Here is a 15,250-nt window from a genome sequence, read left to right on the forward strand (position 1 = left end):
CGCCCTTTGTGGCAAAGCCGCGCCTGTTGGCTGGTGCAGAAAGGTTCGAATTCTGAAGTCAGTAGATTCAAGAGGTTTAACCCGATGTTACTGATGATCGACAATTACGACTCATTCACTTACAACGTCGTTCAGTACCTTGGCGAGCTGGGTGCCGAGGTAAAGGTCATTCGCAATGACGAAATGACCATCGCCCAGATCGAAGCCCTCAACCCCGAGCGCATCGTCGTATCTCCAGGGCCGTGCACGCCGAGCGAGGCGGGCGTGTCCATCGAAGCCATCCTGCACTTTGCCGGCAAGCTGCCGATCCTTGGCGTATGCCTGGGCCACCAGTCCATCGGCCAGGCCTTTGGCGGCGATGTGGTACGTGCCCGCCAGGTGATGCACGGCAAGACCAGCCCCGTACATCACCGTGACCTGGGCGTGTTCGCCGGCCTTAACAACCCATTGACCGTGACCCGTTACCACTCGCTGGTGGTAAAGCGCGAAACCTTGCCCGAGTGCCTGGAAGTGACTGCCTGGACCGCCCATGCTGACGGTTCGGTCGACGAGATCATGGGTCTGCGCCACAAGACGCTGAATATCGAAGGGGTGCAGTTTCACCCCGAGTCGATCCTGACCGAACAGGGCCACGAACTGTTCGCCAACTTCCTCAAGCAGACCGGCGGCCGCCGCTAAGGATCGAACATGGATATCAAGAGTGCGTTGAGCCGTATCGTCGGCCAGTTGGACCTTTCTACTGAAGAAATGCGCGACGTCATGCGCCAGATCATGACCGGCCAGTGCAGCGAAGCGCAGATCGGCGCCTTCCTGATGGGCATGCGCATGAAGAGCGAAAGCATCGACGAGATCGTCGGTGCGGTGTCGGTGATGCGCGAACTGGCCGAAAAGGTCGAACTGCAGAGCCTCGATGGCGTGGTCGATATCGTCGGTACCGGCGGCGATGGCGCCAATATTTTCAACGTATCCACCGCCTCGTCGTTCGTCCTGGCGGCGGCGGGTTGCACCGTGGCCAAGCATGGCAACCGCGCGGTATCGGGCAAGAGCGGCAGTGCCGACCTGCTGGAGGCTGCCGGCATCTACCTGAACCTGACGCCCACCCAAGTGGCCCGTTGCATCGACAGCCTGGGCATCGGCTTCATGTTCGCGCAAAGCCATCACTCGGCCATGAAGCATGCTGCCGGCCCGCGTCGCGACCTGGGGCTGCGTACCCTGTTCAATATGCTCGGCCCGCTTACGAATCCGGCCGGGGTGAAGCACCAGGTGGTCGGTGTATTCGCCCAGACCCTGTGCCGCCCCTTGGCTGAAGTACTGCAGCGCCTGGGCAGCAAGCACGTGCTGGTGGTGCACTCCAAGGACGGCCTGGACGAGTTCAGCCTGGCTGCCCCGACCTTCGTCGCCGAACTGAAGAATGGCGAAATCACAGAATACTGGGTGGAGCCGGAAGACCTCGGCATGAAGAGCCAGAGCCTGCACGGCCTGGCCGTCGAGAACCCGCAGGCTTCGCTGGAGCTGATCCGCGATGCGTTGGGCCGGCGCAAGACCGAAAACGGCCAGAAGGCCGCCGAGATGATCGTGCTCAATGCGGGCGCGGCGCTGTATGCCGCTGACCATGCCATGAGCCTGAAAGCCGGTGTGGAACTGGCCCACGACGTACTGCACACCGGGCTGGCCTGGGAGAAGCTGCAGGAGCTGGGGGCCTTTACTGCAGTATTCAAGGTGGAGAACGAAGCATGAGTGTGCCGACGGTGCTGGAAAGGATCATTGCCCGCAAGTTTCAGGAAGTGGCCGAGCGCAGCGCGCGCGTCAGCCTCGCCGAACTGGAGGGCCTGGCCAAGGCTGCCGACGCCCCGCGTGGCTTTGCCAAGGCCCTCATTGAGCAAGCCGCGCGCAAGCAGCCAGCGGTGATTGCCGAAATCAAGAAGGCCTCGCCGAGCAAAGGCGTGATTCGCGAGCATTTCGTGCCGGCGGAAATCGCCGTCAGCTACGAGAAGGGCGGGGCGACCTGCCTGTCGGTGCTGACCGATGTGGATTACTTCCAGGGGGCCGACGAGTACCTGCAGCAGGCCCGCGCGGCAGTGTCGCTGCCGGTGATTCGCAAGGACTTCATGGTCGACCCGTACCAGATCGTCGAGGCCCGGGCCTTGGGCGCGGACTGTGTGTTGCTGATCGTGTCGGCGCTGGATGACGTGAAGATGGCAGAGCTGGCGGCCACGGCCAAGGGTGTCGGCCTAGACGTGCTGGTGGAAGTGCACGACGGCGATGAGCTGGAGCGCGCGTTGAAAACCCTGGATACTCCGCTGGTGGGGGTGAACAACCGTAACCTGCACACCTTCGAGGTCAGCCTGGAAACCACCCTCGACCTGCTGCCGCGTATTCCGCGTGATCGCCTGGCGATTACCGAGAGCGGCATCTTGAACCGGGCTGATGTGGAGCTGATGGCGATCAACGAAGTCTACTCGTTCCTGGTAGGTGAGGCATTCATGCGCGCCGAGCAGCCAGGGCTGGAACTGCAGCGGTTGTTCTTCCCGGATCAGGTGAAGAAGACTGTTCAGCAACTGGACTGATCGAAACGAAGCCGGCGCTATTGCCGGCTTTTTTGTATGCCTGTAATGGCCATTTCGCGGCTGTCCGACGCTTCGGTAAGCCCGCTCCCACAGGATGATCACTGCCTTTGGGATCTGCGATACCCCTGTGGGAGCGGGTTAACCCGCGAAGAGGCCATCGAAAACAACAACATAGGTGGATCAATGACCGATCAACCCCTGGCCCTGACTGTCGAACAAGGCCTGCACGCCGAACAGGAACTGCTGGCCGCCGTCTGCCGCGGCGAACGCGACAGTGGCGTGCTGTTCTGGCGCCCGACCGACCATGCCCTGGTCATGCCTCGGCGGATGAGCCGTCTGGAAAACTTCGAAGCCGCCTGCTCGGAGCTGGCAATCGCCGGCTGGCCGGTACTGCTGCGCGAAACCGGTGGTGAGCCGGTGCCGCAGTCTCATTCGACGGTGAACGTTGCCCTGGTCTATGTCGCCCCCCGCAGCGAAGGCGACCATGGCCGTATCGAAAATGCCTACGAGCGCCTGTGCCTGCCGCTGTGCGAGGTGTTGCGCGAATGGGGCGGAGTGGCGTCGGTGGGCGAAATCGACGGCGCTTTCTGCGATGGCCGCTACAACGTCAACCTCAATGGCCGCAAGCTGGTAGGCACCGCCCAGCGTTGGCGCCAGGGGCTGGGCGGCAAGCGCCCGGTGGTGCTGGTGCACGGTGCGCTGCTGCTGGACAACGAGCGTGAATCGATGGTGGCGGCGGTCAACCGTTTCAACGAGTGCTGTGAGTTGGAGCAGCGCTGCCGCGCCGACGCGCACATCGCCCTGCACGAAGTGGCGCCTGCAGCCCCATGGTTCGAGCGGCTGTCGCAGGCCTATGCCAAGGTGCTGGCCGACCTGCCCAAGGACTAGCGGGTTCCGTAGACCACCATGGTCTTGCCTTTGACCTGCACCAGGCTGCGTTCTTCAAGATCCTTGAGGACGCGGCCGACCATTTCCCGCGAGCAACCGACGATGCGGCCGATTTCCTGGCGAGTGATCTTGATCTGCATGCCATCGGGGTGGGTCATGGCGTCGGGTTGTTTGCACAGCTCCAGCAGGCAACGGGCGACACGCCCGGTAACGTCGAAGAACGCCAAGTCGCCGACCTTGCGCGTGGTGTTGCGCAGGCGCTGTGCCATCTGGCTGCCCAGGGCATAGAGGATTTCCGGGTCCTGGCGCGCCAGTTCGCGAAACTTCTCATAACTGATTTCGGCCACTTCGCATTCGGTCTTGGCGCGTACCCAGGCACTGCGCTGCTGTTCACCCTCGACCGGTTCGAACAGGCCCAGCTCGCCGAAGAAGTCGCCATTGTTGAGATAGGCGATGATCATTTCATGGCCGTCATCGTCCTCGATGAGGATGGTGACCGAACCCTTGATGATGAACGACAGTGTCTCGGCCCGGTCGCCGGCGCAGATGATGTTGCTTTTGGCGGTATAGCGACGGCGTTGGCAGTGCACCAGCAGTTTGTCGATGTTCTTGATCTTGGCGGGTAGGGCGGAAGCAACCATCACGAAATCCTGTTCGATATGACGCAGAGGCTTTTTATAAAGGTTGGCTGGCAGGGCGCGCCAGTCATTTGGCGCCAGCTTATCAGACACTACAGGATGTTTCGGTACTAAACCGACACGACTCGTGCTTTTCCCACGGCCGCACAAGGTCTAAGCTGACACCCTTTTCCGAAAATCAGGAGTCCGGGTAGATGAAGGCACGTATCCAGTGGGCCGGTGAGGCTATGTTCCTCGGCGAATCGGGGAGCGGCCATGTCGTCGTGATGGACGGCCCGCCCGAGGCCGGTGGCCGTAACCTGGGCGTGCGCCCGATGGAAATGCTGTTGCTGGGCCTGGGTGGTTGCAGCAGCTTTGACGTGGTCAGCATTCTGAAGAAGTCGCGCCAGGCGGTGGAAAGCTGCGAGGCGTTCCTGGAGGCCGAGCGTGCCAGCGAAGAGCCGAAGGTGTTTACCAAGATCCACATGAACTTCGTGGTGAAGGGGCGTGGGCTGAAGGAGGCCCAGGTCAAGCGTGCGGTAGAGCTGTCGGCGGAGAAGTATTGCTCGGCTTCGATCATGCTCGAGCGTGCCGGGGTTGAGATTACCCACGGGTACGAGATTGTAGAGCTGGGTTGAACAGCAAATTTTGGGGGCTGCGTTGCAGCCCATCGCCGGCAAGCCAGCTCCCACAGGGATAGCACATGGCTTGAGGTCAATGCGGTCGAGGTGGGAGCAACTGTCTTGCCGGCGATGGGGCGCAGAGCGGCCCCGACAATTTCAGCTGCGAAGCGCCGGCAGCGCAGCACGCACCCATCCCGGCAAACAGCCGCGCATTACCTGGCTCAATCGCTCCCGCCGCTTCTGGTAAACCAGCCCCAGCCCGATAACCCCCAGCCCGATCAGGGTCACCACCACCGGGAACAGCAGCGAGTCGGCAAACACCTCGTACGACAGGTACCCCAGGTAAGCCGCCACGCCCAACGCCCCGAATACCATGAACACCGGCCGACGCAACAGCACCGCCATAGCCATCAGGGCAATATTGATCAGGCAGTACAGGGCCTTGCCCAGCTCGCTGCCGCTGTCCACCAGCGTAAGTCCGCCCCAGAATGCCGCCAGTCCGGCCAAGTAGCCCCAGTGGGCATAGTCTTCGCGGGTGCGGCCGTCCATCCCGACGAACACCACCAGTAGCCCGAGCCCGAACCACAGCGAAACCTCGCGGCGCTGGTCCCAGCTGAATGGCGAGCCGAAGAACCATTCGCTCAGGTCCATCGACATGAACCACAAGGCCACGGCAATCGGCATGACGATGAATGGGTAGGGGATCAGCCTCAGCATCAACAGCCCGGCTAGTACCGTGGCTGCTTCCATTGCCAGCCAGCCGCCCTGCACGTAGGTGTAGTACTGGTGATAGTTAGCCTGAGCATCATCCATTGGCCACCAGCCGGCCAGCCGTTCGATGGCGAACACCGCCAATGGCACTATGCTGACCGCGACTGCCGCCAGCACCCCAGCCGCGACCGGCTGGACGCGCCGTTGCAGGTTAATGGCGAACAGCGTGAGCAGCAGGATATAGAGGCTGGCGATGACCAGCAGCGCCCAATCGCCGATGCGCATCCAGGCTTCGGTGAGCAACCAGCCCATTGCTGCCATGATCAGCATCGCACCGAAGTAGAAAGCGACATGGGCCAGCTGGAAGCTGCCGCGCTGTGCCGGCTGCTGGCGCAGGAAGGCCAGCAGGGCCTGGTCCTGTCCCTGCTGGAGAATGCCGGCTTGCACGGCGCGCGCCAGGTCCTTGGCGTCGAAACGGTCCGTCATGGTGATGCCTTCAGATACGGTAGGTGCTCTTGGTCATGACCTTGGCCAACAGGCTCATGCCAAAGCGAACAGGGGCGGGGAAGCGATAACCGCCGGCTTCCAGTGCAGACTCGGCGTGCTGTTCCTCATCGATACGCATCTGTTCGAGGATGGCCCGGGACTTTTCGTCTTCCTGCGGGATCTGCTCCAGGTGCTCGTCGAGGTGCTTGCACACCTGATGCTCGGTGGCGGCGACGAAGCCCAGGCTGACCTTGTCGCTTACCAGCCCGGCAAGTGCACCGATACCGAACGACATGCCGTAGAACAACGGGTTGAGCACGCTGGGGTGGCTGTTCAGCTGGCGAATGCGCTGTTCGCACCAGGCCAGGTGGTCCACTTCTTCCTCCGCGGCGTGTTCCATGGCCTTGCGCACTTCGGGCAGCTTGGCGGTCAGGGCCTGGCCTTGGTACAGCGCCTGGGCGCAGACTTCGCCGGTGTGGTTGATACGCATCAGCCCGGCAACATGGCGGGCCTGCTGTTCGTCCAGGTCGACGTCCGGCTGGACGATGGCCGGCGATGGACGGGCGGGTTGGCCGCTGAAGGGCAGCAAGGTGCGCATGGCGGTATCGGCCTGCAGCAACAAGCGGTCGAGCGGCGAGTAGTGACGTTCGGTAGCCATCGGGCACCTCCGCAAGAATGTGCCCGACAGTTTACCGCAATAGTGGCAGGGTCGCTTGCCGTGGATCAGCCCGGTGGCCAGTGCATCTGGCGCTGGCCAAGCACGTGCATGTGGATGTGGTAGACGGTCTGGCCGCCTTGCTCGTTGCAGTTCATCACTACGCGGAAACCCTCCTCGCAGCCAAGTTCCTTGGCCAGGCGCTGGGCGGTGAACAAGATGTGACCGGCCAGGCCTTTGTCTTCTTCGGTCAAGTCATTGAGGGTACGGATGTGCTTTTTCGGGATGACCAGAAAATGCACGGGCGCCTGGGGGGCTATATCGTGGAACGCCAGAACCTGGTCGTCCTCGTAGATGATCTTCGCCGGGATTTCCCGGTTGATGATCTTGATGAATAAATCGTCCACAGCACTTGCTCCATGGTGAGGGTCGGGCCGAGTGTACTCAGCCAGGCGCCGCTCGCCCAGTAGCTATTCCATGCCGAGCGGGCAATAACGGCGGTGGATGGCCCCGGCCAGCTTGCGCGCCAGCCAGCGCGGCAGCAGGCGCGGAGCGAACGCCAGCCAGCGGTTGCGCCGGCCGGGCAGGATCAGAGCGCGGTTTTTGTCCAGCGCGCGCACGGTGTACAGCGCCACTTCCTCAGGGCTGAGGCAGCGTGGCTTGCCATCCAGCCGCGGAATGCGCCGGCGCGAGGAGCGCACCGGGCCGGGGCACAGTACCGAAACCTTGATGCCGGTGCGCTTGAGTTCTTCACGCAAGGCTTGGGAGAAGCTCAGCACATAGGCCTTGCTGGCGGCATAGGCGGCCATCCACGGGCCTGGCGCCACCCCGGCCAGGCCGGCGACATTGAGGATTTGCCCGCCGCCCTGTACGGCCATCAAGTTGCCGATGGCGTGGCACAGGCGGCTCAGGGCCAGCACGTTGACTTCCAGAAGGTCCTGCTCGTCGGCCCACTCATGGGCCAGGAATGGCCCGTAGGTGCGCAGGCCGGCACAATTGACCAACAGGTCGATGCGTCGCTCGCCCTCCTCCAGTTCCAGCACGAAGCCCGACAGGCGTAACGGCTGGCTGAGGTCGCAGGCACGGAACAGCACCTCGACACCGAAGCGTTGGGTCAGTTCTATGGCCACCGGCTCCAGCGTTTCACGCTGGCGTGCCACCAGGATCAGGTTGCGCCCGCGCCGCGCCAGGGCTTCCGCCAGGGCCAGGCCCAAGCCGCTGGAAGCACCAGTGATCATGGCGTAACGGGTCATGCTAGGCTCCTGGGGGCTGAAGAGGGCGCCTAGTGTACAGCGTGGTCGGGCAAGGTGTTGCCTTTTGCTAGTGGCTACCGGCGCGCAGGGCCTGGCAGCGCTCCAGTGCGTCCCGGTACTCGTCGTGCAGCCGTTCGATCAGCGCGCTGGCGCTGGGCAGGTCGTCGATACTGCCGACCCCCTGGCCCGCCGACCACACGTTTTTCCAGGCCTTGGCCTCGTCGTCGATCGGCTTGAGCTTGCCTTGCTCGTGGCCACCCTTGAGGGCTTCCATGTCATAGCCAGCCTGCTCCAGGCTTGGGCGCAGGAAGCTGGCAGGGACGCCGGACACCGCCGGGGTATGGATGATGTCGGCGGCATGGGAATCGAGCAGCATCTGCTTGTAGGCGCCCGGGGCCTGGCTTTCTGCGGTGGCGATGAAGCGGGTGCCCATGTACGCAAGGTCCGCACCCAGCATTTGCGCGGCGAGGATCTCGTGGCCGTGGTTGAGGCAGCCTGCCAGCAGCAGGGTCTTGTCGAAGAACTGGCGGATCTCCGCGGCCAGGGCGAACGGGCTCCAGGTGCCCGCATGGCCGCCTGCGCCAGCAGCGACGGCGATCAAGCCATCGACACCGGCTTCGGCGGCTTTCTCGGCATGGCGGCGGGTGGTGACGTCGTGGAACACCAGGCCGCCGTAGCCATGCACGGCATCGACCACTTCCTTCACCGCGCCGAGGCTGGTGATGACGATCGGTACGCGGTGTTCCACGCACAACGCCAGGTCGGCCTGCAGGCGCGGGTTGGTCGGGTGGACGATCAGGTTGACGGCATAGGGTGCTGGCGCCTGCAGCTTTGCCAGGCCTGCCTCTATTTCCTCCAGCCAGGCCTTGAAGCCGGCGCTGTCGCGCTGGTTCAGGGCCGGGAAGCTACCGACCACACCGCTGGAGCAGCAGGCCAGTACCAGCCTGGGGTTGGAGATCAGGAACATCGGTGCAGCAACCACGGGCAGGCGCAGGCTTTGTTCGAGGGAGGCAGGTAACGACATGGCAAGGCTCCTTGAGCGGGTGGCTATGTCAGAACGGTTTGACCACCACCAGAATTACGATACCCAGCAGGAACAGCACGGGTACTTCGTTGAACCAGCGATAGTAGACGTGGCTGCGGGTGTTGCTACCGCTGGCGAAGCGCTTGCGCTGGGCGCCGCACATGTGATGGTAGATGGTCAGCAGGATGACCAGGGTCAGCTTGGCATGCAGCCAGCCCTGGCTGAGCCAGCCGGGGGTGAGGTAGAGCATCCATGCGCCGAACACGTAGGTTGCGATCATCGCCGGGTTCATGATGCCGCGATACAGCTTGCGCTCCATGGTCACGAAGCGTTCCTGGCTGATGCTGTCCTGGCTTTGGGTGTGGTAGACGAACAGCCGCGGCAGGTAGAACAGGCCGGCGAACCAGCAGACTACGCTGACGATATGCAGCGCTTTGATCCATAGATAAAGCATGGGGGAGTTCCTTCAGGTATTCACGGTCGTCAGATAGTAGTGGTCAAGCGCCCGAAGGGTCACCCGAAGAGTTGTTACAGGCGCCTTGCGCCCCTATTATCGTGCGCTTTCCAGACGGCTCGTTGATAAGGGGCAAGCGTTATGATCAAGGTCGGTATCGTCGGCGGCACGGGTTACACCGGCGTCGAACTGTTGCGTCTGCTGGCACAGCATCCACAGGCCGAAGTGGCGGTCATCACTTCGCGCTCCGAGGCGGGCGTTGCAGTGGCGGACATGTACCCGAACCTGCGCGGCCACTATGACGGACTGGCATTCAGCGTGCCGGACAGCAAGACCTTGGCCGCCTGCGATGTGGTGTTCTTCGCCACCCCGCACGGTGTTGCCCACGCCCTGGCTGGCGAACTGCTGGCGGCAGGTACCAAGGTGATCGACCTGTCCGCCGACTTCCGCCTGCAGGACGCCGCCGAGTGGGGCAAGTGGTACGGCCAGCCGCACGGTGCGCCAGAGCTGCTGAAGGACGCGGTATACGGCCTGCCTGAAGTCAACCGTGAGAAGATTCGCCAGGCACGCCTGATCGCTGTGCCGGGTTGCTACCCGACCGCCACCCAGCTGGGCTTCCTGCCGCTGCTGGAAGCTGGCCTGGCCGACCCGTCTCGCCTGATCGCCGACTGCAAGTCGGGTGTCAGCGGCGCTGGCCGTGGTGCGGCGGTGGGCTCGCTGTTCTGCGAAGCCGGTGAAAGCATGAAAGCCTACGCAGTGAAGGGGCATCGCCACCTGCCAGAAATCAGCCAGGGCCTGCGCCAGGCCGCTGGCAAAGATATCGGCCTGACTTTCGTGCCGCACCTGACGCCAATGATCCGTGGAATCCACGCCACCCTGTACGCTACTGTCGCCGACACCTCGGTCGACTTGCAGGCGCTGTTCGAGAAGCGTTATGCCAATGAACCGTTCGTCGACGTGATGCCGGCCGGTAGCCACCCGGAAACCCGCAGTGTGCGCGGCGCCAACGTCTGCCGCATCGCCGTTCATCGCCCGCAAGGTGGTGACCTGGTGGTGGTGCTGTCGGTGATCGACAACCTGGTCAAGGGTGCGTCCGGTCAGGCGGTGCAGAACCTCAACATCCTGTTCGGCCTGGACGAGCGCATGGGCTTGTCCCACGCGGGCCTGCTGCCGTAAGCCGCCAGCGTTCGAAAAGGCCCGCGTCATGCGGGCCTTTTTGTAGGTCGCTACTAAAGCCGCACAATTCTTGACCGATTTTCTCGGGAAAGCGGATAATGCGCGTCATCGAGTTTTATGGCGGCTACCACGCCGGGAGAATCAACATGAGCGTCGAAACCTTCACCCCCACCGCTTTGGAATTCACCCACGGCGCTGCGCAAAAGGTGAAGAACCTGGTTTCCGAGGAAGGCAACGATCGTCTGAAGCTGCGCGTGTTCGTCACCGGTGGCGGCTGCTCGGGCTTCCAGTATGGCTTCACCTTCGATGAGGACGTGGCCGAAGACGACACCATCGTCGAGCGCGAAGGTGTTTCCCTTGTGGTCGACCCGATGAGCTTCCAGTACTTGGCCGGCGCCGAAGTGGATTACCAGGAAGGCCTGGAAGGCTCGCGCTTCGTGATCAAGAACCCGAACGCTGCTACCACCTGTGGCTGCGGCTCCTCGTTCTCGATCTGAGGCCTGGCCATACGAAAACGCCGCGCAATTGCGCGGCGTTTTGCTTTCTGGCGTAACGTTCAGGCCGGGTATATTGCGCCGAGTACGCGCAGGCCCTTGGCTGCTGTCACGCTAGGACGATTGGCAGCGATGCCTTCCAGGCAACAGTGGGCCAGCCAGGCGAAGGCCATGGCTTCGACCCAGTCCGGGTCCACGCCATGGGCGCCGGTGCTGGCGACACGGGCGCCGGGGAGCAACTGGCCGAGGCGTGTCATAAGGGCGCCGTTGCGCGCACCGCCACCGCAGACCAGCAGCGTTTCGGTGCCTTGCTGGGCGTTGCACAACGAGTCGATGATGCTGCGTGCGGTCAGTTCCAGCAATGTTGCCTGTACGTCCTCGTCGCGGTAAGCGGGTAGGCGGGCCAGGTGACCATCCAGCCAGGGTAGGTTGAATACTTCGCGGCCGGTGCTCTTCGGGCCGCTGCCCGCGAAGAACGGGTCGGCCAGCAGTGCGCTGAGCAAGTCGGCCTGCACCACGCCCGAGGCAGCCCAGGCCCCATCCGCATCGTAGGTCTGGCCGCGCTTGCGTTCGATCCAGGCATCCAGCAGCACGTTGCCCGGGCCGCAGTCGAAGCCGTGGACTGGCTTGTCGTATTCGATCAGGCTGAGGTTGCTGAAACCGCCCACGTTGAGAATGGCCAGGCGCTGGCCCAGGTGGCTGAACAGGGTTTCATGGAAGGCAGGCACCAGTGGCGCTCCTTGTCCACCGGCCGCCACATCGCGACGGCGGAAGTCGGCGACCACGCTGATACCGGTAAGCTCGGCCAGCAGCGCCGGGTTGCCGATCTGCACGGTAAAGCCGCGTGCAGGTTCGTGGCGGATGGTCTGGCCGTGGCTACCGATGGCGCGGATGGCTCCGGCCTGCAGCCCCTGCCTGGCCAGCAGTTGGCGGATGCCTTCACCTGCCAGATTGGCCCAGCGGTTTTCTGCCAGCGCAGCGCGGGCGATTTCGTCAGGGCCGCTGCTGCAAAGGCTCAGCAACTCCTGGCGTAGGTCGCCGGGCATGGGGAGGTAGTGGGTGGCGAGCAGTTCGAGCTGCTCGCCTTGTTCGATCAAGGCAATGTCCAGGCCATCGAGGCTGGTGCCGGACATTACCCCCAGGTAGAGCGCCATGGGCTTAGCGCTTGTTCGCTGCGAGCAGGGTGGCCTTTTCCTGATCCATGCGGGCGATCAGGGGTTGGCTCTGCTGCAGGAAGCGCTGGCGCTCGTTTCTGGCGATCGGGTCGGCCATCGGCACTTTCTGGCTCAGCGGGTCGACGTGCACACCGTTGACCTGGAACTCGTAGTGCAGGTGCGGGCCGGTGGACAGGCCGGTGGTGCCGATATAGCCGATGATCTGGCCCTGCTTGACCGAGCCGCCGGTCTTGATGCCCTTGGCAAAGCCCTGCATGTGGCCGTACAGCGTCTTGTATCGGTTGCCGTGCTGGATGATCACGGTATTGCCGTAACCACCGCGGCGCCCGGCCAGCTCGATGCGGCCATCACCGGCTGCCTTGATCGGAGTGCCACGTGGGGCGGCGTAGTCGACGCCTTTGTGAGCACGGATCTTGTTCAGGATCGGGTGCTTGCGGCCGGCGGAGAAGCGCGAGCTGATGCGGGCGAAGTCGACCGGGGTGCGGATGAAGGCCTTGCGCAGGCTGTTGCCATCGGCGGTGTAGTAGCTGGTGTTGCCCTGCTTGTTGGTATAGCGCACGGCGGTGTAGGTCTTGCCGCGGTTGGTGAAGCGTGCAGACAGGATGTTGCCGGTGCCGACGACCTTGCCGTCCATTACCTTCTGCTCGTAGACCACGTCGAATTCATCGCCTGGGCGAATGTCCTGGGCAAAGTCGATGTCGTATCCCAGCACGCGCGCCATGTCCATGGTCATGCTGTGGGACAGGCCGGCGCGCTGGGCCGAGGCCGAAAGCGAGCTTTTGATAACGCCGTGGGCATAGGCGGTACGTACAACCGGTTTGCTGATTTCGCGGTTGAAGGTATAGCCCTTGTCGGTCTTGGTCAGGCGAATGGTTTCGAGGTTGCTGACCTTGCTGTGCAGGCTGGCCAGCTGGCCGTCCTTGTCGAGCTCGAACTGCAGGACCTGGCCGTGCTTGAGCTGGCTGAACTGCTTGGCCTGCTTGTTGCTGGCCAGCAGGTCGTGCACTGCGTTGCTCGGCAGGCCGACCTTGGCGAACAGGGTGGACAGGGTATCGCCCCGAGCCACGGTGACTTCGCGGTGGCTGGGTTGCTTGGCGGCTTCGACGACCGGTTCGGCGGCAGGGGCTTCCTGCTCGGCCTTCTGGGTCTCGGGGGTGGCCTCTTCGATCTGGGCGAATGGCGAGCCTTGCTCACCGTCGGCCTGCACCAGAGGCGCAGCGCGGGATTCGTCCTTCAACTGCTCGGCAGGGCTCTCCAGCTCGAGATTGAGGGTGGTTTTCTTGGCTTCCACTTCGCTGGAAGGAAACACCAGCAGGGCCAGGCTGAGCAGGGCGGCGATGCCGCTGGCGGCCAACAGATGGCTTTTCGGATAAAGCGGGGGCGCTTTAGGCGGTTCGTTGGTCATGGGCAAGGTGACTTTGAATAAGGTGAAATGGAAAAGATGAATGACATGATGAAGATGAAATAACTGTATAAAATATAACCAAATCCATTTTCACGCAAGGGCGCGTAGACGCCGCAAGCCTGTGCTCGGGTCACATTCCTTTGCGAAACTTGTAATTGACGGCCGATCTTGTATGGTTGGCTCCCCCTGAATCTGAGCCTTGCGGGTTTGTCTATGAAGTCGGTTGAAGAGCAGCTGGCGCTTATCAAGCGCGGTGCGGAAGAAGTACTGGTCGAGTCGGAACTGGTGGAGAAGCTCAAGCGCGGCCAGCCTCTGCGCATCAAGGCCGGCTTCGACCCGACCGCGCCTGACCTGCACCTTGGGCATACGGTGCTGATCAACAAGCTGCGCCAGTTCCAGGACCTGGGGCACCAGGTCATCTTCCTTATCGGTGATTTCACCGGCATGATTGGCGATCCGAGCGGCAAGAGCGCCACTCGCCCACCACTGACCCGCGAGCAGGTGCTGGAAAACGCCGAGACCTACAAGCAGCAGGTGTTCAAGATCCTCGACCCGGCCAAGACCGAGGTCGCGTTCAACTCCACCTGGATGGACAAGCTGACCCCGGCCGACTTCATTCGTCTGGCGTCGCAGTACACCGTGGCGCGCATGCTCGAGCGTGATGACTTCGACAAGCGCTACACCACCAACCAGCCTATTGCCATCCACGAGTTCCTGTACCCGCTGGTGCAGGGTTATGACTCGGTGGCGCTGAAGGCGGATGTCGAGCTGGGTGGTACTGACCAGAAGTTCAACCTGCTGATGGGGCGTGAGCTGCAGCGCGCCTATGGCCAGGAAGCGCAGAACATCGTGACCATGCCGCTGCTCGAAGGGCTCGACGGCGTGAAGAAGATGTCCAAGTCGCTGGGTAACTATGTAGGTATCCAGGAAGCGCCGGGAGTGATGTACAGCAAGCTGGTGTCGATCCCGGATACCCTGATGTGGCGCTACTTCGAGCTGCTGAGCTTCCGTTCGATGGAAGAGATCGAGCAGTTCCGTGCCGACGTCGCCAATGGTGCCAACCCACGCGACATCAAGATCAAGCTGGCGGAAGAGATCGTTGCGCGCTTCCATGGCGAGGAGGCTGCGGCCAATGCTCACCGTGCCGCGGGTAACCGTATGAAGGAAGGCGAGCTGCCGGAAGATCTGCCGGAAATCGAAGTGGCTGCGGGCGAAAGCCTGCCGATTGCTGCCGTACTGAACCGGGCTGGCCTGGTGAAGAACTCGGCGCAGGCGCGGGACTTGTTGAGTGGTGGTGCGGTCAAGGTTGATGGTGCTGTGGTTGATCGTGACTTCATGTTTGCGCTGGGTGCTACTCATGTGTGCCAGGCGGGCAAGAAGTCGTTTGCCCGGGTTACCCTCAAGGCTGAGTGATAGTCGGTAGGTGTAGCTATATAGAAGCGGGGAGGCCGGTAGGCCTCCCCGCTTTGTTTTTGGGTTTTGCATTTGTTGGTTGCGTCAGGGCTGCTATGGGCCTGTCATGAGATGGTATTGGCTTTGAGAGGGCCTGCCTTGTGTTTTCTGGCGGCTACACGATCGAGCGCCGCGCGGGCGGCGCTCGATCTCATAGGCGCAGAAGGTGTAGTGGCGAGCACCTGGTAGCCTTGATAAGGTCTTCGCCTGGAACATTTCAAATAAATGAAATTAAAGGTTGACGCCCTCTCGGATCCCCTTATAATGCGC

The 15,250-nt window shown here is 62.5% G+C and carries 17 protein-coding genes; 8 read left to right on the forward strand and 9 right to left on the reverse strand.

What is annotated here, in order from left to right:
• Positions 1-84: 84 nt before the first annotated feature.
• The 4 genes from CAF92_RS08035 to CAF92_RS08050 all read left to right on the forward strand — a co-directional run bounded on the left by CAF92_RS08035 (position 85) and on the right by CAF92_RS08050 (position 3,455).
• Complete coding sequence (locus CAF92_RS08035) at positions 85-678, forward strand: aminodeoxychorismate/anthranilate synthase component II (RefSeq protein WP_003259809.1); 594 nt, start codon at positions 85-87, stop codon at positions 676-678.
• 9 nt (positions 679-687) lie between these two features.
• Positions 688-1,737 (forward strand): anthranilate phosphoribosyltransferase, encoded by a 1,050-nt coding sequence (trpD, locus tag CAF92_RS08040; RefSeq protein ID WP_046614404.1) that lies wholly within the window; start codon positions 688-690, stop codon positions 1,735-1,737.
• Positions 1,734-2,567: an indole-3-glycerol phosphate synthase TrpC gene (trpC, locus tag CAF92_RS08045; RefSeq protein WP_046614403.1), complete on the forward strand. Its 834-nt coding sequence runs from the start codon at positions 1,734-1,736 to the stop codon at positions 2,565-2,567. Before trpD ends, trpC begins: the two co-directional genes overlap by 4 nt.
• A gap of 183 nt (positions 2,568-2,750) precedes the next feature.
• Positions 2,751-3,455, forward strand: a complete 705-nt coding sequence (locus CAF92_RS08050; RefSeq protein ID WP_046614402.1) for a lipoate--protein ligase family protein — start codon at positions 2,751-2,753, stop codon at positions 3,453-3,455.
• Here CAF92_RS08050 and crp read toward each other — a convergent pair.
• The gene (crp, locus tag CAF92_RS08055) at positions 3,452-4,096 is read right to left on the reverse strand and encodes a cAMP-activated global transcriptional regulator CRP (RefSeq protein ID WP_012270218.1); all 645 of its coding nucleotides are present in this window, start codon (positions 4,094-4,096) and stop codon (positions 3,452-3,454) included. The genes CAF92_RS08050 and crp overlap by 4 nt on opposite strands.
• 191 nt (positions 4,097-4,287) lie before the next feature.
• Between crp and CAF92_RS08060 the strand changes: the two genes are divergently transcribed.
• A complete protein-coding gene (locus tag CAF92_RS08060; RefSeq protein WP_085600130.1) occupies positions 4,288-4,710 on the forward strand; it encodes an OsmC family protein in 423 nt (140 codons plus the stop codon).
• Between the two features lie 141 nt (positions 4,711-4,851).
• On the opposite strand, the gene CAF92_RS08065 is transcribed toward CAF92_RS08060, so the two are convergent.
• The 6 genes from CAF92_RS08065 to hemJ form a co-directional block, all read right to left on the reverse strand.
• Positions 4,852-5,892, reverse strand: a complete 1,041-nt coding sequence (locus CAF92_RS08065; protein ID WP_085600132.1) for a DUF2157 domain-containing protein — start codon at positions 5,890-5,892, stop codon at positions 4,852-4,854.
• A gap of 10 nt (positions 5,893-5,902) precedes the next feature.
• Positions 5,903-6,550: a 2-polyprenyl-3-methyl-6-methoxy-1,4-benzoquinone monooxygenase gene (gene coq7, locus CAF92_RS08070; RefSeq protein ID WP_025337477.1), complete on the reverse strand. Its 648-nt coding sequence runs from the start codon at positions 6,548-6,550 to the stop codon at positions 5,903-5,905.
• 65 nt (positions 6,551-6,615) lie between these two features.
• Positions 6,616-6,954, reverse strand: a complete 339-nt coding sequence (locus CAF92_RS08075) for a histidine triad nucleotide-binding protein (RefSeq protein ID WP_013970615.1) — start codon at positions 6,952-6,954, stop codon at positions 6,616-6,618.
• Positions 6,955-7,017: 63 nt separating this feature from the next.
• Positions 7,018-7,800, reverse strand: a complete 783-nt coding sequence (locus CAF92_RS08080) for an SDR family oxidoreductase (RefSeq protein WP_046614400.1) — start codon at positions 7,798-7,800, stop codon at positions 7,018-7,020.
• Positions 7,801-7,867: 67 nt separating this feature from the next.
• Complete coding sequence (locus tag CAF92_RS08085) at positions 7,868-8,824, reverse strand: nitronate monooxygenase family protein (protein ID WP_085600134.1); 957 nt, start codon at positions 8,822-8,824, stop codon at positions 7,868-7,870.
• Between the two features lie 28 nt (positions 8,825-8,852).
• Entirely contained in the window at positions 8,853-9,278 is a 426-nt protein-coding gene (gene hemJ / locus CAF92_RS08090; protein WP_046614398.1) for a protoporphyrinogen oxidase HemJ, read from the reverse strand.
• A gap of 141 nt (positions 9,279-9,419) precedes the next feature.
• On the opposite strand from hemJ, the gene argC reads away from it, so the two are divergent.
• A complete protein-coding gene (argC, locus tag CAF92_RS08095; protein ID WP_046614397.1) occupies positions 9,420-10,454 on the forward strand; it encodes an N-acetyl-gamma-glutamyl-phosphate reductase in 1,035 nt (344 codons plus the stop codon).
• Between the two features lie 146 nt (positions 10,455-10,600).
• Positions 10,601-10,951 (forward strand): iron-sulfur cluster insertion protein ErpA, encoded by a 351-nt coding sequence (erpA, locus tag CAF92_RS08100; protein ID WP_015268740.1) that lies wholly within the window; start codon positions 10,601-10,603, stop codon positions 10,949-10,951.
• A gap of 59 nt (positions 10,952-11,010) precedes the next feature.
• On the opposite strand, the gene CAF92_RS08105 is transcribed toward erpA, so the two are convergent.
• Both CAF92_RS08105 and CAF92_RS08110 read right to left on the reverse strand, forming a co-directional pair.
• Positions 11,011-12,102, reverse strand: coding sequence for an anhydro-N-acetylmuramic acid kinase (locus CAF92_RS08105; RefSeq protein WP_085600136.1), 1,092 nt, complete (start codon positions 12,100-12,102; stop codon positions 11,011-11,013).
• 4 nt (positions 12,103-12,106) lie between these two features.
• On the reverse strand, positions 12,107-13,528 hold the full coding sequence (locus CAF92_RS08110) for a peptidoglycan DD-metalloendopeptidase family protein (RefSeq protein ID WP_085600138.1): 1,422 nt from the start codon (positions 13,526-13,528) through the stop codon (positions 12,107-12,109).
• Between the two features lie 213 nt (positions 13,529-13,741).
• Here CAF92_RS08110 and tyrS point away from each other — a divergent pair, with 213 nt between their 5' ends.
• Positions 13,742-14,941, forward strand: a complete 1,200-nt coding sequence (gene tyrS / locus CAF92_RS08115; protein ID WP_025337483.1) for a tyrosine--tRNA ligase — start codon at positions 13,742-13,744, stop codon at positions 14,939-14,941.
• Positions 14,942-15,250 lie beyond the last annotated feature (309 nt).

This window comes from Pseudomonas sp. B10(2017), from assembly GCF_002113295.1.
Classification (GTDB): Bacteria; Pseudomonadota; Gammaproteobacteria; order Pseudomonadales; family Pseudomonadaceae; genus Aquipseudomonas; species Aquipseudomonas pudica.